Raw genomic sequence first — 18,472 nt, 5'->3', positions numbered from 1 at the left:
AGCGGCTGTTGAAAGGGTCAATGCCCTGAATGTTTTTCCATATTCTCCATGCTGTCCGCTTCATCGCTGTCATCCGGAACGATTGATGCCGGATCCGGATTGCCCGCGGTGATCTCGTGCTTCGGCATGACGTGAAGCTGACGGGCTGTAGTGTGGGCATAGGCGAAATACAAACCTTCTTCGAGCTTCGTTTCGGCTTGATAAACACCATCGCCGACATGCTTGGCTTCAAGCATCTCGCTGTCGTCGCGGCTGCCGGACTGCCAAACTTCGAAAACCACTTCATCTGCGTCTTCAACCGCTTCGCCGCCTTGGGTGACTTTCGCAAGAAGAGGAACTTTTTGTCCGGCTTCCACTTGTTCAGGCGTTTGAATTTCAACCACTATCTCTTCGACAACAAAATCAGTGTCGCTGGAATTGGCATCATCCGTGCCGCACGCTGCAAGCAGCGCCGAAAGCAAAACAATCATAAACAGTTTTTTCATATGGCTTCCTCCGCTTTAAAATGCTTTAACAGGCAGCGGGCGATTACTTGCTGCGCCGCCAGCTTGCCTTGTTCGATGCAGCCGGGAAGTCCGAAGCCTTCAAACGAACTGCCGATCATCTGAATGGCAGGAAAAGCGGTGTTCAGTTCTTGCTTCGCTTGTTCAATGCGTTCATGATGGCCAACGAGAAATTGGGGAAGTGCTTCTTTCCAGCGCGACACAACCGTGAATTCAGGGTCGCCTTTCAGATTCAACGATTTCCGCAAATCGGCCAATACCGTTTTCTCGATTTCATTGTCGGATAGATCAACGACCGTTTCGTCGCCGACTTTGCCGATAAAGGCCTTGAACAGCATATTGCCTTCCGGCGCATGGCCAGGCCATTTCGAATGAGCCGCAGCGCAAGATGTAATGGCAACGTCGCTGTTGCGCGCGACAACGAATCCTGCGGCATTTTCAGTAAGGCAATTATGGGGTTCTGCAGCAAACGCCATTGACACAGTGGCAACTGAAGCAGCTGGCATTTCTTTCAGCTGCTTCAACAAGCCATATCGCTCGAACAGCGGGGAAATGCGCGTATGCGGCAACGCCAGAATCACTTCATCCACTACAATGGCTGAATCGTTATTCAAGGACAAAAGAGTCTGCCCGTTCTGCTTTTCAAGCTTTTCCACTTTTACGCCTTTCAAAACGGTGCAATTGCCCAAATGGCTTTCAAGGGCCTCAATGATTGTTCCCATGCCTTGCTTGAAGTTCTGCGATGAGCCAAGCCCGTTTGCGCTGAACTCATCGGCATCGAAATCGCCGCTTTTTTTCATGCCGCGGATGACGCTGCCGTACCGCTGTTCGATGTCACTGAAAGCCGGAAAAGTCGCGTGCAGGCTCAGCTTATCGATATCGCCGCCATAAATGGCCGTGAATAGCGGTTCAATCAGATTGTCCACCACTTCGTTGCCGAAGCGCCTGCGGACAAACCGGCCAAGCGGCTGGTCTTTTGATGTGTCCGATTTGGGCAGCACCAAATCTCCCGCCGCACGGATTTTGCCGCTCCAGGAATAAAGATCCGACACAAGGAAAGGTCCGATTTCGGTCGGCACTCCCATCACTGAGCCATCTGGAATCGGATGCAGGCGGTCTTCCACCATGACACATCCGCGGCCTGATGAACTTTCCAACAATTGCCCGCCAATGCCCAATTCTTCGGCCAACTCCATCATGTTCTCTTTTCGGGAGAGGAACGAGTCCGGTCCGCGCTCAATCACAAACCCATCTTTGCGAAGCGTCTGGATTTTGCCGCCCAATCGGTGCGCAGCTTCTATCAACGTAATATCCAGTAAAACCCCTTCAGCTCTTGCTTGTTTTTGCAAATAGTAAGCTGCAGACAGACCAGCAATCCCTCCGCCTACAACTGCTACTTTACGCGCTCCTTCGGCCACGTTCTCCCCCCCTTTCCTTCGTTTTAACAGGGCTGATTACTCAGCCAATTTCTTCATGACCGTGTCAACCATTGCATCGATGAACAATGGTTGTACGTTCGGCATTTCCGGGCGTCTGTAAGCCGCTCCGAGTTCGTCGCAGACGACTTTACATTCGTAGTCGTTGTCGAATAGCACTTCCAGGTGATCGGCAACAAAGCCGACCGGCGTGTAAACGAACGAGCGATATCCTTTTACATCATATAATTCGCGCGTCAAGTCCTGGACGTCTGGTCCGATCCATGGCTCCGGAGTTTGTCCGGCACTTTGCCAACCAACTTCGTAATGCTCCACGCCTGCTGCTTGGGCGATCAAATCGGCTGTTTCTTTCAATTGATCCGGGTAAGGATCGCCGTTTGCAATGATTTTTTCCGGCAATGAATGCGCAGAAACGATCAGGCAAGATTTAGCGCGTTCTTCTTCGGACATCTCCGCAAACGCTGCGCTGACTTTTTCGCTCCAGTATTGGATGAACTTCGGTTCTTTGTACCAGCTTTCAACTGAAGTCAATTGGATGCCGGCTTTTTCAGCAGCTTCTGCCGCGCGGCCATTGTATGACTTAACAGAGAACGTCGAGAAATGCGGAGCCAATACAATCGAAATCGCTTCTTTGATGCCATCGCGGTGCATCGCTTCTACGCCGTCTTCAACAAACGGTTCAATATGCTTCAAACCAAGGTACATTTTAAATTCGATATCGTCCTGGGCTTCATTCAAACGGGCACATAGCGCATCGGCTTGGTCCTGCGTGATTTTTGCCAAAGGCGACAAGCCGCCGATTGCTTTGTAACGGTCTTTCAGATCTTCCAAGCTTTCTTCGCTCGGCTTGCGTCCGCGGCGAATATGCGTGTAATAGCGTTCAATATCGCTTTCTTCGTATGGCGTTCCATACGCCATCACCAATAATCCCATTGTCTTTTTCATCGTCAATCACCTCATAAGAATTTTGTGTTTCAGTTGCCTGCTTTGTGGGCAGCACTGTATTCGTGTACCAATGAAGTCAATCTTTTCAATGTATCAGGCTGCACTTCCGGGAATACACCATGTCCCAGATTGAAGATGTAGCCGTCTTGCTGCATACCCATATCCAAAATCGCTTTTGCGCGTTTTTCGATAACTGGCCAGTCCGCCAGCAAATAAGAAGGATCGAAATTGCCCTGCAAGGTTTTTGTCAGACCCATTTCGCGTGCTTCTGTAATCGGCAACCGCCAATCCAGTCCGACCACATCAACCGGCAGGTCATGCCATTCTTTCGCTAAGTGGCTTGCGCCGACGCCGAAGATAATCAACGGAACACCTTCTGTGCGGAGTTCTGCAAAAATGCGGTCCATAACCGGCTTGATGAAAATGCGGTAATCTTCTACATTCAATGCGCCGACCCATGAATCGAAAATCTGGATCGCTTTTACGCCTGCTTTGATTTGTTCTTTTACGTAAGGGATGATCGTATCCGCCAGCTTGTCCATCAAGGCGAACCACATTTGCGGCTGGGACACCATCATTGCTTTGGTTTTGTTGTAATTGCGGGACGGCCCGCCTTCGATCATGTAACTTGCAAGCGTGAACGGCGCACCGGAAAAGCCGATCAACGGCACATTCAATTGCTCTTGCGTCAAGATGCGGATGGTTTCAAGAACATACGGCACGTCCTGCTCCGGGTTGATTTCGCCCAAACGTTCGATGTCTGCCATCGTGCGGATCGGGTTATCGATCACCGGGCCAATGCCTGATTTGATCTCAACGTCCACACCAATCGCTGGCAATGGCGTTACGATGTCTTTGTACAAAACAGCTGCATCCACATTGTATTGGTCAACCGGCAGCTTCGTGACGTAAGCGCATAATTCCGGCTGGTGTGTGATTTCTTCCAACGAGTATTTCTCTTTGATTTTGCGGTATTCTGGCTGCGAACGCCCTGCTTGGCGCATGTACCAGACTGGCACATGATCGGTTTTTTCGCCGCGCGCCGCCTTCAAAAAAGTATCGTTAAATTGTGTCATGTAATTTTCATCCCTTCGGTTCTTTTCGTCCTTTGCATCCTATATCCGTATATACTATAGACGCTCCGTATCCTATTGTATAGATTACTTATGCAAATGTCATAAATTAGACGCTTATGCTTTCACCGGATTGCCATTTTGGTTTTACATTGTTGAGGGAACGCTGTATAATGTAGATATAAGTTAAAGGAGGAATTCAGATAAATTTATTCATGACGACAGGTACGTATGACTTTATGAAATCGATGCGTGCAAAACATGCTGACGAGACGATGGTGTTGATGCAGGGCGAAAACACGACATTGCTGCTGCACGAGACGGAGGGCAAATCGCTTTTCCAGACGCCGCGCCGCTATGAAGTGGTAGATGGCACAGGAACATTCCAAGAAAAAGGTTTTTTTGTCTTCAATAATATTCCGGTGACTGATGAAGGACGGCCGATTTTCGAGCACCGTTTCAAAAACCGCGCCGGCGCCATCGAAAACGAACCGGGCTATGTTGCGTTCCGCGTACTGCGCCCGCTGGATTCAGATACGTACGTTGTATTGACTGAATGGGAATCCCCTGCTTTCTTTGAAAAGTGGAAAGAATCCCAGGCATTCTCGAAAGCACATGCGAAACCGGAAGGCGCTCCCGCTGAAAAACGGCCGAATATTTTCTCTGGAGCTTCTTACGTTACGACTTATAAAGCAAAACCTGAAGAAGCATAAATAGATGATGAACGCTTAGCTTTTATATATAGAAGCTAAGCGTTTCGATTGGGGGCATTGCATTGGTTTTCATTTACTTTATCCTGGCCGCAGCTGTGACGGTGTTCGCTGCGATTAAATTATCGCAATACGCAGACGTCATCAGCGATAAAACGGCGATGGGCGGCATGATGGTCGGTACATTGCTGCTTGCCGGCGCGACATCGCTGCCGGAAGTTTCCACAAGTTTCTCAGCAGCCGCCATCGGCAATGCGGACATTGCGGTCGGAAATATGATCGGCTCGAATTTGTTCAATTTGTTCATCTTAGCAGTTTTCGATTTCCTGCTTCGCCGCAGACGCATGCTGGCGATCGCGGAACGCGAACATTTCTATACCGCCATTTTAGGCCTTTTCCTGACGACACTCGTCATCGCAGCGTTGTGGCTGCGGATTGACGCTTCCCTATTTGGCATCGGCATCGACGCCTTGATCATCGGGATCAGCTATATCGCGGGTATGGTCATCATCAACAAATTGCCAAAGGCCGAACCGTCAGCCAACGTCGAGCTGCCGGATGTGCAGCCGGTGAATCCGACGGCCGGGCTTTCAGCAAAAGCGGCCATTTTCCGCTTTGTTGTTGCTGCGCTCATCATTCTTGGTGCAGGTACGGCATTGTCCATTCTTGGCGATCAAATTGCCATCATCACAGGGATCGGCTCCAGTTTTATCGGCAGTTTCCTGATTGCTGCTACGACTTCCCTTCCTGAAGCTATTGCTGTTTTCGTCGCTTTGCGCCTCGGCAACGTCAATATGGCAGTCGGCGCAATTTTAGGCAGCAACGTCTTCAACATGATCATTCTGGCATTGTCGGATCCGGTCTTTACCGCCGGCCCGATTTTGTCAGCTGTTTCCGGTTCGCACATGATCATCGCGATTGGCGTCTTTTTCATGAGCATCCTCGTCCTGATTTCTTTGGTCCAGAAAAAGACGATATCGCCTTTGGTATACGCCTTGCCTTCACTGGCAATCATTGCCATCTACTTTGTCGCGTCTTACCTGAACTTCACTTATTGACAAAAGAGCCTTTGGGCTCTTTTTTTATGCTATCATTTAATTATCATTATTTTGATAAATGAAGGGAGCTAATTGAATGTTAGAAAAGATCTATGCAGAATTGGACACAGCCTACGAAGAAATGGTGGACATCCGCAGGCATCTTCACATGCATCCGGAACCTTCTTTCGAAGAAACGAAAACAGCACATTATATCCGCCATTATTATGAACAGCTTGGTGTTGATGTAAAACATGGTGTCGGCGGGAACGGCGTTGTGGCGACAATCCATGGCGAACGCCCCGGAAAAACTGTCGCTTTGCGCGCAGATTTTGACGCATTGCCGATCGACGACCAGAAAAATGTTCCCTATAAATCGACAGTGCCTGGCGTCATGCACGCTTGCGGACATGATGGCCATACTGCCACATTGCTCGTACTCGGGAAGATCCTTCATATGATGCGCCATGAACTGAGCGGCACGTATGTGCTGATTCATCAACACGCGGAGGAATTAGCGCCGGGCGGAGCCCAAGCGATGATTGAAGCCGGCGTCTTGGACGGCGTCGATGTCATTTTTGGAACCCATTTATGGTCCACTTCCCCGCTTGGCAGAATCGATTACCGCGTCGGGCCATTCATGGCAGCAGCGGACGCTTTCAAGATTAAAATTCAGGGAAGCGGCGGGCACGGCGCAAACCCTCATGAAACGAAAGACGCCGTCGTCATCGGCTCGCAGCTGGTCACGAATTTGCAGCAGCTGGTTGCGCGGCGCGTTGACCCGCTCGAATCCGCTGTGCTGTCCGTCACTTCATTTGTGGCGCAAAACCCGTACAATATCATTGCCGACCATGCAGAATTATCAGGTACGGTGCGGACATTCACGGAAGAAACCCGCCAGCTGATGGAGCGTGAAATGCAGCGTGTGGTTGAAGGCACGAGCATTGCAACAGACAGCACCGCAGAATTCAATTTCATGCGCGGCTATCCGGCAGTCATCAACCACCTGGAAGAAACGATGTACTTGAAAGACGTTGCGGCGACTGTGCCTGGCGTCACTGAAGTCTATGACGCACCCGCGCAAATGGGCGGCGAAGATTTCTCCTATTACCTGCAAAAAGTGCCTGGCACGTTCTTCTTCACTGGCGCAATGCCGGATGGCGAAGTGTTCCCGCACCACCATCCGAAATTCGATTTCAAAGAAGAAGCCATGCTCATTGCAGCGAAGACCTTAGCTGCAGCGGCAATCAATTACCAGCCATAATAAAACAATCCCCGCATCAGTAAGATGCGGGGATTGTTTTATCTTTTTTTGGTTTTCACCGACAGCAAGGTCACGGCCGAAACACCGAAGACAATGGCCAGCATGATCGCAGCGAAGAGCACTTGGCCCGACACGGCTACCGTTGCAGCGACCAAAAGCGCCTGCACTGCTTGAACTCTAAAGACAAGTTTTCGAACCGCTTGCACACGGCTGAACTTGCTCAGCGGGAACAAGTTGTCCATCCGGAAATAATGGGTTTGGTTCAAGCCTTGCCAAATCTGGATGGCTGAAGCAAATGCCAGCGCGGCTGAAAAAATACCGGCCGCAACCGGAAACGGAATCAGCCAAGCTCCCGCCATTGAAATGGCGGTCAGCCGGACCCACAGGTAAAACAATTCATCCGAACGGATGAACGTCCGCCACACCAAATAATAATGGGCATTTTCCGGTCCAGATTTGATGAAGCCGTAAAGCCAGTCCAGCCAGCGCCGCTCTTTGATCTTGCCTTTCAAATGCGGCACATCCGTGAAGAGATTGGCAAACTGGTAAAAGCGCAGCATGCGGTTTTCTTCGAGCGCGATGAAATGCTCGTAGGGAAACGGCTTGCCGCTTGCCTGCTGCTTTGCCCAGCGTCCGTATAGTATTATGCCGAACAACAAAAAGATGGCAATGAGCATTTGGCCGATCACATAGAAATAGACGAAGAACAAAACCAGGGAAAAACGGACCAGCCTGTCCAGCCAGGCGTTACGCCCTGCATTTGCCTTGCGCAGCGAAAATTCCGTATTGATGCTCCACCACTTCAAAAGAAGGAGCATGATTGGCAATCCGATAAGCAGCGCCGACGGCAAGCCGTAAAGCGCATTGACCATCGGCAGTGAAACGATAAAAGCAATGACGGGCAGATAGATCTGCGATAGGAACGACCATTTCAAAGCCGGCTTCAAATAACTGTCCAATTTGCTTTCAAGCGGTAAGAAATACACCATATCCGCTTCTTTCAGCAGCGTAGAAGGCGGACTATAGGCCAACAGCACGGCGAATACGAAAGCCAGCAGCCAAGCTCCTGGAAAGCCTTCCGGAATGTCCTGCACCCATTCGCTGTAAGCATAGCCAGCGGCGCCGATTGCGAACAGCATGACGACTGCGATATGGCCAGTAACGATGTATTTCATGTAATTCTGGACTTCTATTGTATATTTCTGGAGGCGCTTCGACCACACTTCATGCAAGTTCTTCATTTGCAGCATCCTCAGTCATCGCAATGTATAAATCATCCAGTGAAGCATCCGGCATGCCGAATGTACGGCGCAAATCATTCATTGTGCCCATCGCCCGGACGCGGCCGTTATGGAGCAGGATGATGCGGTCACAATACCGTTCCGCTGTCGACAGAATATGGGTCGACATCAGCACCGATGCCCCTTTTTTCTTTTGCGATTCCATCTGGTCCAGCAGCGATTTGATGCCGAGCGGATCAAGCCCGACGAACGGTTCATCGATGATGTACAGCGAAGGCTTCACCAGGAACGCGCTCATGATCATAACCTTTTGCCGCATGCCCTTGGAAAATTGCGAAGGAAACCACTTCAGCCGCTTTTCCATTCGAAATTCCTTCAATAATTCCGCAGAACGTTTTTCAAATGCAGCTGGCTCAATATTATAAGCCATTGCGGTCAATTCCAGATGTTCACGCAGCGTCAATTCTTCATATAATATAGGCGTTTCCGGAATATAAGAAAATGCCGAGCGGTACGCATCCATATCCTCTGCAAACGTCTTGCCGTTCAACCGGATCTCGCCGGATTGCGGCTGCATAAGGCCGATGATGTGCTTGATCGTCGTACTTTTGCCGGCGCCGTTCAGCCCGATCAAGCCGATCAGCTCCCCTTTTTCAATTGAAAATGTCACGTCTTGCAAAACAGGTTTTCGTGTATATCCCCCTGTCAGTGACTGAACTTCTAAAATGGCCACTTTCAACACCTCTTTCTCTTTTTCCATTGTATCAAAACCGCCGCGGGATTTCTTTTTTCGTGTCGAGCCTCAGCGGCGTATTTTTTTGTGTACTGCAAGAAATCTATATTTGATTCTTACGCTCGCTTTTCCAAAAATCAAAATATGATAAACTGGAAAAAATGGAAAGGAAGATGACGATGACAAATTGTATTTTCTGCAAGATCATTGCTGGCGACATCCCAAGCATTAAAATTTATGAAGACGAGTATTGCTATGCTTTCATGGACGTCATGCCGCTTTCGAAAGGCCATACTTTGCTGGTGCCGAAAACACACCGGGAATTCGTCTACGACTTGTCTGCCGATGAAGCAGCCAATCTTTTCAGTGCCGCTCCGAAAATCGCTGCTGCTCTGAATGAAGCATTTGAACCGGAAGGCATGAACCTGTTAAACAATAACGGTGCAAAAGCCGGGCAGAGCGTCGGCCATTTCCATCTGCATTTCATTCCCCGCTATGGTGCTGGCGACGGCTTTGGAGCCAAATGGATGACGAAAGAAAAAGAGTTCACAACAGAACGACTGCAGGAACTTGCCGGGCAAATAACAGTAAAATAAAAGCTGCATGCTTGATTTAATGGTTTATACAGGATAGAATCAGAATAAGTTTTTTCGCCGGCAGCCATGAGGGCATGTCCGGGAAAAACAAAAATAGCTTTGAGCTGAGGAGAGATGAGAAGTGAATACGAAGAATTTAGTGTTAATGGCTTTATTGGTCAGTGTAGGTGCAGCATTGTACGTCATGATCCCGGGATTTAACGGCGGGATGAAACCTGACTTTATGCTGACGATGATGTTTATCGGGATCTTATTGTTCCCACAATCTAAAAATGTATTTTTACTGGCCGTGACAACGGGTGTGATTTCTGGCCTGTTTTCCACTTTTCCGGGAGGCTTCTTCCCGAATATTATCGATAAGTTCGTAACGGCATTCGTGTTCTTTGCAGCCGTTCTTGTTCTAAAGAAATTTTTGGTCAAACTTCCTGCTGCTGTCGCATTATCAGCGATGGGCACAATGTTGTCAGGTGCGGTCTTCCTGTCCGCTGCGATTTTCATCATCGGCGTGGAAATTCCGTTCGGTCCGTTATTCTTGGCCGTGGTTTTACCGGCAGCGTTAATGAACGCTATTGCTTTTGCGTTCATTTACCCAATCATCATCACTCTTGTCAAACGTTCCAAGTTTGAAACAGCAGTGACGCAATCAGCATGATTCTAAAGCTTTTCGATGGCAAATCCATCGAAAAGCTTTTTTTCGTTGAATAGCTATTCATTATTATGTTTTAATTAAGTGAAATAAAGGAAAAGAACGTTATAGGACGAAAGGGGCGCTTTATCTATGAAAGCATCGACATTTTTTTTAGGGCTGGCAACTGGCCTTGCAGCTGGAGCAGCAGCGACATTATTTTCAACACCTCAATCCGGACAAGAACTTAGAAGTTCCATGAAGACAAGCTCTTCCGATTGGAAAGAAAAGTTGACCGATGTAAAAGAAAAAGTGAATAACTTAAAAGAATCGGTGAATCATTTGAAAGAACAAAGCAAAACCGCTGTACCGGAGGCGACTGACGGCCTGAAAGCTTCACTGGAAACGTGGAAAGAAAGCACAGGCCCAGCCAAAGAACATTTACAGCTTGAAATATTGGCAATCCAAAATGCTATAGAAGCCTTGCAAAATTCCATCAGCAAAGATAAAAAGGATGATCATGCTGATTCAGACGACGATTCGGACAATAAATAAAAGGGACTGCCCATGGGCAGTCCTTTTTTCTTATTTATTTTACGATTTCCTAAATTTTTTTATTATTCACACTACATTCCTGTTTGTTTTATTGCTATAATAAGAGAAAACATTTTCACAGGAAAGGTTGGTGCTTAAATGAGTGAAAGAGATTACACTTTGAAAGAAGCCATGATGTTCAGCCAGCGGATTGGCCAATTGTCAAAAGCTTTGTGGAAGGCTGTCGAAAAGGATTGGCAGCTATGGATCAAACCTTATGATTTGAATATTAACGAACACCATATTCTTTGGATATCGTACCATTTAAAAGGCGCATCTATTTCCGATGTGGCCAAATTCGGCGTTATGCATGTCTCCACTGCTTTCAATTTTTCGAAAAAGCTGGAAGAACGCGGATTGCTGTCTTTTTCAAAGCGGGATACAGATAAGCGCAATACATATGTGGAATTAACCGACAAAGGCGCGGACTTGATCCAAGAAATGATCGAGAAATACCATGACACTCCACATACTGTAATTGACGGCTCCCTGCCGCTTAGAGAATTATACGGCAAATTCCCTGAATTCATGGACGTCATGGCCGTAATCCGCAATATCTACGGAAACGACTTCATGGAAATCTTCGAAGCGTCTTTCAAGAACATTGAAAGTAAATTCAGTGAAGAAAATCACATTCTCGAGTCGAAAGGAAAAACTGAAAACGCTCTCTAAAATTTAATGCCCAATACTATTGCATTTCCTCCAAAATCGTTGTATTGTATGTATCGACTCACATGACAAAACACCTTTTAGGAGATGCATCCATGCATTGCTGGAAATCCATTAACGTTAAAAAACAATACGGCCTCGATCGGCTTTATCTGATGTCAGCACTTATCGCCCTTGGCGTCTTTATGACTTTCTATATCGTGCTGAATATCCTGTATTCCAATCCTTTGTCCGATAAAAACTTTTTGCTATTCATAGGCGCAATACTCGCAATCTATCCGCTCCATAAGCTGTTCCATTTTCTGCCGCTTATCGGCTGCCGGAGAAGCATCCGTGTCATCATCAAAAAACAGCTTAAGGTTGTTCCGATGATTTCGCTTCATATTACAGAGCCGGTTGCAAAGATCCGATTCATCTTGACCTTGCTTTCACCATTCCTTGCAATCAATACAGCGATTATCATTTCAAGTATGATGATGCCAGCTTACAGCCATTATTTTGCGATGCTTTTGGCTTATCATTGCGGCTTGTGCCTCACTGATTTGATTTACATCCGCAACTTAGCGCACTCGCCAAAAGATGCGTTGATTGAAGAAACGGATAACGGTTTTGAGATTCTTGTACCTGAAGCGGTGGTCTAATCCTGTATTTTTCGCCCTTCTTTGATATACTAGAAGCTAAGTCGAGGGGAGGAAATCCATGATTATCGCTTTTGTAGTTATGTTCTCTGTGCTTTACTTGTTCCAGATCAACCGAATGACATTGGCACTCGTCACTTCAAGAGAAATTCCGGAAGAAAATCACCAGAAGATTTTCCGGACCATTAATATATTGGTAACAATTTTGCTTGTATCTTTGTATGTAGGCGTAGAATTCACTCCATAAGTCTATTTGCCCCTTGGGCATGTGGACTTTTTTTTTAGGAAACTTTTTGATTTTTTAAACGTTTATGTTATAGTAACTACTGCATCTAGATAGAAAGTTGGGAGCGAATCTATTATGAAAAAATCCATTTTAACCTTGTCCTTAGCGGCATCAGTACTTGCTTTGAGTGCTTGCAGCGACGGTGCTGACAGTGAAGTAATCGTTGAATCTGAAGTTGGCGACATCTCAAAAGAAGAACTGTATGAAGAGATGAAAACTTCTGTCGGCGAACAGGCAATCCAGATCTTGATGATTGAAAAAGTCCTTTCTGAAAAATACGAAGTGACGGACGAAGAAGTAGACGCGGAATTCGAATCATCTAAAGAAGAGATGGGCGAAAACTTCGAGCAATTCCTGACACAAAACAATCAGACAGAAGAAAGCTATAAAAAAGTTTTGCGCTTGAACCTGCTTCAGGAAAAAGCGTTGACTGACGGCGTCGAAGTTACTGATGAAGAAATTCAACAGCAATATGACCGCCAAGCAACTGAATTGAATGCACGCCACATCCTGGTTGCCGATGAAGAAACAGCAAACAAAGTCAAAACTGAATTGGACGGCGGCGGAGATTTCGCGGCACTTGCTGAAGAGTATTCAACGGACACTGGCTCTGCAGCCAATGGCGGATCATTGGACTGGTTCGGCACAGGCGCGATGGTGCCTGAGTTCGAAGAAGCTGCTTACGCATTGGAAGTAGATGAAATCAGCGAACCTGTTCAATCTCAGCACGGCTTCCACATTATCCAAGTTACGGACAAGCGTGAAGTCGAAGACCAGCCTGCATTGGACGAACAAAAAGAGCAAATTCGCACAGAATTGGCGATGGCTAAAGCCGACCAAGCTGCTTTAGTGCCGAAAATCGGCAAAATGCTTGAAGACGCTAAAGTCGAGATCAAAGATGAAGATTTAAAATCCGCTTTGGATGAAATCATTAACGCTGAAGCTCAACCAGCTCAACCAACTCAATAATTGAAACACCCATTAAAAAAGGCGGTGCTAAATTCTTTGTGAATTTAAGCGCCGCCTTTTTTGTATGCGATTATTTAATTGGCCTGCTCTTCCCTAATCGATTGTCGGCTTGTAGAAAGAACGGTTATCCAGCGGAAACAGCCGCTCGGTAAATTCACCTTGCTTCGTTTTTTCAAGCGCGCGGTCAAGCATCATCATTTTCGCATCGATGTTATCGATATAATGGAGCATTTCCGCTTCTTTGATCATCGGCTTTTTCGGGCTTCCCCACTCTTCTTTGCCATGGTGTGACAATACCATATGCTGCAGCAGCAAAACTTCTTCGCTGTCAATATCGAGCTCTTCCGCAGCTTTCTCGATTTCCGTCACCATGATTGAAATATGGCCAAGCAAATTCCCTTTCAAGGTATACGTTGTTGCAATCGGCCCTGACAATTCGAAAACTTTCCCGATGTCGTGGAGGATGATGCCTGAATACAGCAGATCCTTGTTTAAGCTTGGGTAGATCCCTGCAATGGCATCTCCCAGCTTCAGCATCGAGACGACATGGTCCGCCAGCCCTGACACGTAATCGTGATGGTTCCGTGTTGCTGCCGGGAATGTCAGGAATTGCTGCTGGTATTTCTTCAAGATATGGCGGGTGATCCGCTGAATATGGGGATTCTCCATCTTGAAAAGATACTGCATCACATCCTCCAATAGCTCTTCCGTTGTTTTCGACGAAGACGGCATAAGATCTGCAATCGACTGGTTCTCTTCCGGCTTCGCAGGCCGGATGCTCTTGATGCGCAATTGATTTTTGCCGCGGTAATTATGGATTTCTCCACCAACGCGGACAATCGTCTCCGCAGCGAAGACCTTCTCATGTTCATCTTTTGTGTCCCAAAGCTTTGCTTCTATATCGCCGCTCTTATCTTGCAGGACGAGCGACATAAACGGATTGCCGGTAGTGGTGACGCCCTTCACCGATTGTTTGATCAGCAAAAATTCATCGATTGTCTCTCCGACAGCACGCTGTGTAATTCCTTTTGTCATGAATGGACACTCCTTCCAATATCAGCCACATCAATAATCGATGCTTTCGGCCAACTTTCTTTCATCGTCTCGTGGCAAGTAAAATAAATGAATTGATGGTTTAGCTGCAACTCCGTTATTAAGTTTATCATGTGCTGAAGCCGCCGGCGATCAAAATGAACAAACGGGTCATCCATGATCACGGGAAACGCATGGCTTTCTCGCATCGAAACGGCCAGCGACAAGCGCAAAGAAATATAGGCCTGCTCTTTTGTCGCTTGGCTAAGCTCAGCTATATGAAAACGCATGCCGTCTTCCCTGACCGCTTCAAAAAAACCATCTGGATTCATTTCCAGGTTGCTGTAAGCATTGCCCGTCAGTTTGCTGAAATAGGCTTGTGCTGCTCCGATGACCGCCGGCAGTTTTTTATCCTTCAATTCGTCCATCGTCCTCCGGATTGCGGCAGTTATGGCTTTGTCTATCGACCAGCGCATCGCAAGCTCAGCGAGCTCCTCTTTCTTTTCTTCGAATTGCTGAAGTTTTTCTTCATACTCACCATCTGACAACAGCGTTTTTGCCGCCTGCAGCTTATCAGCTTTTTCGGCCAGCAATGCATGACGCTCTTTTTTCAGTGCTCCAAGCTTATCTTCTAAGCTTTCAATGCCGCCGTCTGCTGTGCTGTCGCCATTCATCTCATCGACATCGCCTAGGCTATCCAATTGCGCTGCCAGAAATGCCTGCTGCTTGCCGATTTCCTGAAGGCGTTCCCAGCCGTCGCAAAGGCTGTAAAATTGCTCCAAGTTCAAAGCTCCGGCATCCTGCAACAGGGCGCCTTGCTCCTGCTCAATCTGCAAAGCGAGGGATTGGGCTTGTGCCAGTTCTGCCTGAAGCTCCCTCTTTTGCGCCAGCGATTTCGCCACACTTGCGTTATGGTCTTTGCGTGCGGAAAATTCCGCGCGGATTGCTTCGTACAGGCCATCCTGCGCCAAAACTCTGTTGCAGGCGGCAGACGCTTCAGCAAGCCATTCCTCAGCTTCGGCGGTATGTTTTGCAATGTCTCTGCTAAGCCGTTCCGAAGCCGTTTGCAATGCTTGTATTTCACGCAGCGCGCCGAATAATTCCACGACCGTTTTTCTTCCGGTTTCAGGATTGATGCCCAGCTCCTGAAGAAACTCCCGGTATGCCTCTTTTGCCCCTTGCCCTTGTGGTGCTTGTGCCAAAGTTGCAATTTGGCGCTTCGTTGCTTCCAAATTGTCCAGTAAGCTGTCCAATTTTCTGTCGTATTGCGCTAATTTGTCGATTAACGCATTAAGCTCCGTTTCCCTGCCGCCGTAAGCCGCTAGAACCTGTTGATATTCCGCTGGGAGTGTTTCGGTCTTTCTGCCTTTAAAGGCCATCCAAGCCCCTGCAATAGCTGCCAGAACAGAAATAACGGCTAATGGATAATTTTCTTGGAAAATTCCGATCAGGAAACCTAAAACCCCGAGTCCCATCAATATATACATCAGATTCTTTGGGTTGCTGGATCCTTGAAGCTGCCCCGCTGCTTTTGCCTCGGCTAATTTCGGCGCAGCAGCCAGCCACTCTTCTGCTTCCTTGCGCTCTTTTTCAGATGGTTCGCCAGACAGAAAGAATTTCAATTCCTTCGACGCTTCTTCCAACTTCGTTTTCTCTTCCGCAACTTTCCGGCTATGATACCGCTGCTCTTCTTCTTCTTGATCCGCTTGTTCAACAAAGGACAAGAGCCGCTCCTCATTGTTTAGCGAAACATCCGCCCGCAGCGCCTGCTCCAAATCCATTCCAACCAATGAAAGCAAACGTCCTTGTTCATCTGCAATTTTGCCTATTTCCTGCTGTTTATTGGATAGTTCCGAACTCAGGCGGTGCCATCCGGATTCCTTTGCCAAAAGGCCTTCCAATTCTTCTATTCGTTTCGGCGTTTCGGGCTGATCAGCCGTCCGGTTGTATTGTTGTTCCAAAGAGCCGATTTTGGCTGTTGCTTCCGACAGCCTGTCTGACAGCCTGTCCATCCGGCGGCGGCCATCCGGAGGAAAAGCGGTTGCCTGCAATGTGCTTGCCTCCAACTCCAGCGCTTGCCGCTTTTCCAGAAGCGGCCTAGCCTGCAGCCAGCGTTCAGCAGCTTTCAATGCTCCATCAAGTTCAGCTTCTTCATCGCCCATCTCATCCAGCCGGCTCTCGATTTCACGAACCCGTGCAACATAAGGTTCATATAATTCGATTCGGCGGCGGTACTCTTTCAAATCATTATCAAGTAATTTGAGTTCATCGACCCTCAAGTTGATTTCGGGGTTGCGTCCGCTTTTTTTGAAGACAACGGCCATTTCTTTTTCCAGGCGGCTCTCCATCCGGGCGATGGCGTCCATGCCAGTCGTTCCGGATGCCAGCAATGTCCGGCTCAATTCTTCTTCATTCATATTTTCAAGCCCTTGCAGCTCATGTATGGAAAACGAGAATACAGACTCAAAAGAAGCCCTGTCGTAATCCCGTAAAATCATTTTCAGGTCAGTTTCAGAACCGCGGCTGCCATCTTCGAAATAAAGCGTTACATCTCCAGCCGATTTCCCTTTCACACGTTCAATAATCACCCGCCCGAAATCCGGATCCACAATATGCAATTGCCCGCCATATTTGCCGCCGTTTTTCGGTTCATAGCGCCGCAGGTTTTGATTTTTGGATGGATAGCCGAATAAGGTCTGGATGATGAATTGCTGGATGGTGGTTTTGCCCGCTTCGTTCGTGCCGTAGATGATTGACAGTTCGGGGTCCAAAATGATTTCGCGATCCTGGTGTTTGCCGAAACCGTAGATGACCAATTTTTCGATTTTCATCCGTTCATCCTCCGATTCCAATGCCGCGGCGAATTTTTTCAGCGGCGGCTGCCTTGATATCGCCTGTTGCTGATTCTCCAAGCGGCTCCAAATAGCGGCTGCCTTTCGGATGGCGGTATAAATCCTTCAATACTTCCTTCCAGTCCTGCAATTGCCAGGAATCCATCATGGAAATGATTTCTTCAGCAAGCGGCGACAGTTCTGCTTCCACACTTTCTTTTTCAGCCGATATCCCTTGCACCAGCATGAATGCATCCATTGTTTCCAGCGATTCCCGCACGGCTTCGAGCAGCTCTTCTTCCGGAATGCCAAGAACCAGTTCCCGCGCCTCCGCATCCAAATTGACGAATTTCAGTTTTACCGCACCCGGCCCGAAGCGTTCCGCGAAATCCCGTGCACCGTTGGCACAGGCATCCAACAGCTCGTTCATGTGCATCACACCGCTGCAGTCCACGATGAGTTCGTCAAATTGCAGAACCGAGGTTTGGACAAATGTCAGCTGTGCCGCAGTTTTCGACAGCTCGACATCATAAAAGCCTTTTGCGCCAGCTTCTCCCCGGTGCCGCCCTTGAATGTTGCCAGGGTAGACGATCGGCGGATCATCGTGGAGCTGCTGCCGCAAATGGATATGGCCGAGCGCCCAGTAATCGTAATTTTTCTCAAGGAGCTGCTGTTTCGTAAAAGGTGCGTAGACGGCATGTGCTTTCTCGCCTTCGAGGCTGCCATGAAGCATGCCGATATGGAATGCATCCCCTCCGCTTGCAGCAGGATACGCGTTTACCATTGACTCTTTAATGTGGCGTTCACCATAGCTGAATCCCGCAACAGCAACTTCGATGCCGCGGATATTCAATTTGATTTGCGATACTTCCGCACCGAACGAATGGACATTATCCGGCAATTCGAAACGCGTCCAGCTGCCGCTCAAGTGATCGTGGTTGCCATGGCATAAGATGACAGGAATTCCCGCTTTGCTGAGCCTTTCCATGCCTTGCTGGAAACGGTGCTGCGCACGCAGGCTCCGGTCTTCCCCGTCATAGATATCACCTGCAATCAGCACGAAATCGGGCTGCTGCCCGAGCGCATAAGAGATCAGCCGGTCAAATGCCTCCAGCGTACTGTCCTTCAGCTTTTGCCATTGTTCTTTCTGCAGCCCTTTCACCCCGGTGAATGGGCTGCCAAGATGCAAATCTGCCGCGTGGATGAAACGAATCCCTTTCATAAATCAAGCTCCTTCGAAAACCGAATATTTGTTCTTATTTTACCATGTTGGCGAATAAAAAAAAACCG

General features: G+C 48.0%; 19 protein-coding genes. 10 read left to right on the top strand and 9 right to left on the bottom strand.

All coding sequences use genetic code 11. The features are described 5' to 3' along the window. Positions 1-17: 17 nt before the first annotated feature. Genes QMA09_RS11485 through hemE form a run of 4 tightly spaced genes read right to left on the bottom strand, consistent with a single transcriptional unit; the run spans position 18 to position 3,960 of the window. Positions 18-485 (bottom strand): FixH family protein, encoded by a 468-nt coding sequence (locus QMA09_RS11485; RefSeq protein ID WP_290213217.1) that lies wholly within the window; start codon positions 483-485, stop codon positions 18-20. Then, a complete protein-coding gene (hemY, locus tag QMA09_RS11480) occupies positions 482-1,921 on the bottom strand; it encodes a protoporphyrinogen oxidase (protein WP_290213216.1) in 1,440 nt (479 codons plus the stop codon). Before hemY ends, QMA09_RS11485 begins: the two co-directional genes overlap by 4 nt. A gap of 36 nt (positions 1,922-1,957) precedes the next feature. After that, complete coding sequence (gene hemH / locus QMA09_RS11475) at positions 1,958-2,884, bottom strand: ferrochelatase (RefSeq protein ID WP_290213215.1); 927 nt, start codon at positions 2,882-2,884, stop codon at positions 1,958-1,960. A gap of 29 nt (positions 2,885-2,913) precedes the next feature. Next, positions 2,914-3,960 (bottom strand): uroporphyrinogen decarboxylase, encoded by a 1,047-nt coding sequence (gene hemE / locus QMA09_RS11470; RefSeq protein WP_290213214.1) that lies wholly within the window; start codon positions 3,958-3,960, stop codon positions 2,914-2,916. A gap of 200 nt (positions 3,961-4,160) precedes the next feature. Here hemE and QMA09_RS11465 point away from each other — a divergent pair, with 200 nt between their 5' ends. The 3 genes from QMA09_RS11465 to QMA09_RS11455 all read left to right on the top strand — a co-directional run bounded on the left by QMA09_RS11465 (position 4,161) and on the right by QMA09_RS11455 (position 6,968). Then, on the top strand, positions 4,161-4,670 hold the full coding sequence (locus QMA09_RS11465; protein ID WP_135500996.1) for an antibiotic biosynthesis monooxygenase family protein: 510 nt from the start codon (positions 4,161-4,163) through the stop codon (positions 4,668-4,670). 62 nt (positions 4,671-4,732) lie between these two features. After that, positions 4,733-5,725: a sodium:calcium antiporter gene (locus QMA09_RS11460; RefSeq protein WP_135500994.1), complete on the top strand. Its 993-nt coding sequence runs from the start codon at positions 4,733-4,735 to the stop codon at positions 5,723-5,725. Between the two features lie 76 nt (positions 5,726-5,801). Then, on the top strand, positions 5,802-6,968 hold the full coding sequence (locus tag QMA09_RS11455; protein WP_135500992.1) for a M20 metallopeptidase family protein: 1,167 nt from the start codon (positions 5,802-5,804) through the stop codon (positions 6,966-6,968). A gap of 38 nt (positions 6,969-7,006) precedes the next feature. Here the strand turns inward: QMA09_RS11455 and QMA09_RS11450 are convergent, their stop codons facing one another. Both QMA09_RS11450 and QMA09_RS11445 read right to left on the bottom strand, forming a co-directional pair. After that, entirely contained in the window at positions 7,007-8,209 is a 1,203-nt protein-coding gene (locus tag QMA09_RS11450; RefSeq protein WP_135500990.1) for an ABC transporter permease, read from the bottom strand. Continuing rightward, positions 8,193-8,942, bottom strand: a complete 750-nt coding sequence (locus tag QMA09_RS11445) for an ABC transporter ATP-binding protein (protein WP_183736501.1) — start codon at positions 8,940-8,942, stop codon at positions 8,193-8,195. Before QMA09_RS11445 ends, QMA09_RS11450 begins: the two co-directional genes overlap by 17 nt. A 179-nt stretch (positions 8,943-9,121) precedes the next feature. Here QMA09_RS11445 and QMA09_RS11440 point away from each other — a divergent pair, with 179 nt between their 5' ends. From QMA09_RS11440 to QMA09_RS11410, 7 genes are all read left to right on the top strand, one after another. Next, positions 9,122-9,538: an HIT family protein gene (locus QMA09_RS11440; protein ID WP_135500988.1), complete on the top strand. Its 417-nt coding sequence runs from the start codon at positions 9,122-9,124 to the stop codon at positions 9,536-9,538. Positions 9,539-9,659: 121 nt separating this feature from the next. Further along, the gene (locus tag QMA09_RS11435) at positions 9,660-10,190 is read left to right on the top strand and encodes a tryptophan transporter (protein WP_290213213.1); all 531 of its coding nucleotides are present in this window, start codon (positions 9,660-9,662) and stop codon (positions 10,188-10,190) included. 126 nt (positions 10,191-10,316) lie between these two features. Beyond that, on the top strand, positions 10,317-10,718 hold the full coding sequence (locus QMA09_RS11430; RefSeq protein WP_135500984.1) for a YtxH domain-containing protein: 402 nt from the start codon (positions 10,317-10,319) through the stop codon (positions 10,716-10,718). A gap of 138 nt (positions 10,719-10,856) precedes the next feature. After that, positions 10,857-11,429, top strand: coding sequence for an HTH-type transcriptional regulator Hpr (locus QMA09_RS11425; RefSeq protein ID WP_135500982.1), 573 nt, complete (start codon positions 10,857-10,859; stop codon positions 11,427-11,429). Between the two features lie 92 nt (positions 11,430-11,521). Beyond that, positions 11,522-12,067, top strand: a complete 546-nt coding sequence (locus QMA09_RS11420; RefSeq protein ID WP_135500980.1) for a DUF3267 domain-containing protein — start codon at positions 11,522-11,524, stop codon at positions 12,065-12,067. A 58-nt stretch (positions 12,068-12,125) separates the two neighbouring features. Then, entirely contained in the window at positions 12,126-12,311 is a 186-nt protein-coding gene (locus tag QMA09_RS11415; RefSeq protein ID WP_135500978.1) for a hypothetical protein, read from the top strand. Positions 12,312-12,425: 114 nt separating this feature from the next. Next, the gene (locus tag QMA09_RS11410) at positions 12,426-13,319 is read left to right on the top strand and encodes a peptidylprolyl isomerase (protein WP_290213212.1); all 894 of its coding nucleotides are present in this window, start codon (positions 12,426-12,428) and stop codon (positions 13,317-13,319) included. 93 nt (positions 13,320-13,412) lie between these two features. Here QMA09_RS11410 and yhaM read toward each other — a convergent pair whose 3' ends face one another. The 3 genes from yhaM to QMA09_RS11395 are packed head-to-tail and all read right to left on the bottom strand — an operon-like array spanning position 13,413 to position 18,404. Then, positions 13,413-14,354 carry a 3'-5' exoribonuclease YhaM gene (gene yhaM / locus QMA09_RS11405; protein WP_135500974.1) on the bottom strand — a complete coding sequence of 314 codons (942 nt, stop codon included), beginning with the start codon at positions 14,352-14,354 and terminating at the stop codon, positions 13,413-13,415. After that, the gene (locus tag QMA09_RS11400) at positions 14,351-17,182 is read right to left on the bottom strand and encodes an ATP-binding protein (protein ID WP_290213211.1); all 2,832 of its coding nucleotides are present in this window, start codon (positions 17,180-17,182) and stop codon (positions 14,351-14,353) included. The genes yhaM and QMA09_RS11400 overlap by 4 nt, the downstream gene beginning before the upstream one ends. A gap of 4 nt (positions 17,183-17,186) precedes the next feature. Further along, on the bottom strand, positions 17,187-18,404 hold the full coding sequence (locus QMA09_RS11395) for a metallophosphoesterase family protein (RefSeq protein ID WP_135500970.1): 1,218 nt from the start codon (positions 18,402-18,404) through the stop codon (positions 17,187-17,189). Positions 18,405-18,472: the final 68 nt, after the last annotated feature.

Origin of the sequence: Planococcus sp. APC 3906 (assembly GCF_030407685.1) — a bacterium.
GTDB lineage: Bacteria > Bacillota > Bacilli > Bacillales_A > Planococcaceae > Planococcus > Planococcus koreensis.
The sequence above is the reverse complement of the archived record's forward strand: the minus strand, read 5'-3'. Positions and strand labels throughout refer to the sequence as shown.

What these genes read in the sequence shown, in the direction of transcription:
- QMA09_RS11485 (WP_290213217.1), bottom strand. Translation starts at nt 485, where the DNA reads ATGAAAAAACTGTTTATGATTGTTTTGCTTTCGGCGCTGCTTGCAGCG.
- hemH (WP_290213215.1), bottom strand. Translation starts at nt 2,884, where the DNA reads ATGAAAAAGACAATGGGATTATTGGTGATGGCGTATGGAACGCCATAC.
- hemE (WP_290213214.1), bottom strand. Translation starts at nt 3,960, where the DNA reads ATGACACAATTTAACGATACTTTTTTGAAGGCGGCGCGCGGCGAAAAA.
- QMA09_RS11455 (WP_135500992.1), top strand. Translation starts at nt 5,802, where the DNA reads ATGTTAGAAAAGATCTATGCAGAATTGGACACAGCCTACGAAGAAATG.
- QMA09_RS11450 (WP_135500990.1), bottom strand. Translation starts at nt 8,209, where the DNA reads ATGAAGAACTTGCATGAAGTGTGGTCGAAGCGCCTCCAGAAATATACA.
- QMA09_RS11440 (WP_135500988.1), top strand. Translation starts at nt 9,122, where the DNA reads ATGACAAATTGTATTTTCTGCAAGATCATTGCTGGCGACATCCCAAGC.
- QMA09_RS11430 (WP_135500984.1), top strand. Translation starts at nt 10,317, where the DNA reads ATGAAAGCATCGACATTTTTTTTAGGGCTGGCAACTGGCCTTGCAGCT.
- QMA09_RS11425 (WP_135500982.1), top strand. Translation starts at nt 10,857, where the DNA reads ATGAGTGAAAGAGATTACACTTTGAAAGAAGCCATGATGTTCAGCCAG.
- QMA09_RS11420 (WP_135500980.1), top strand. Translation starts at nt 11,522, where the DNA reads ATGCATTGCTGGAAATCCATTAACGTTAAAAAACAATACGGCCTCGAT.
- QMA09_RS11415 (WP_135500978.1), top strand. Translation starts at nt 12,126, where the DNA reads ATGATTATCGCTTTTGTAGTTATGTTCTCTGTGCTTTACTTGTTCCAG.
- QMA09_RS11410 (WP_290213212.1), top strand. Translation starts at nt 12,426, where the DNA reads ATGAAAAAATCCATTTTAACCTTGTCCTTAGCGGCATCAGTACTTGCT.
- yhaM (WP_135500974.1), bottom strand. Translation starts at nt 14,354, where the DNA reads ATGACAAAAGGAATTACACAGCGTGCTGTCGGAGAGACAATCGATGAA.
- QMA09_RS11400 (WP_290213211.1), bottom strand. Translation starts at nt 17,182, where the DNA reads ATGAAAATCGAAAAATTGGTCATCTACGGTTTCGGCAAACACCAGGAT.
- QMA09_RS11395 (WP_135500970.1), bottom strand. Translation starts at nt 18,404, where the DNA reads ATGAAAGGGATTCGTTTCATCCACGCGGCAGATTTGCATCTTGGCAGC.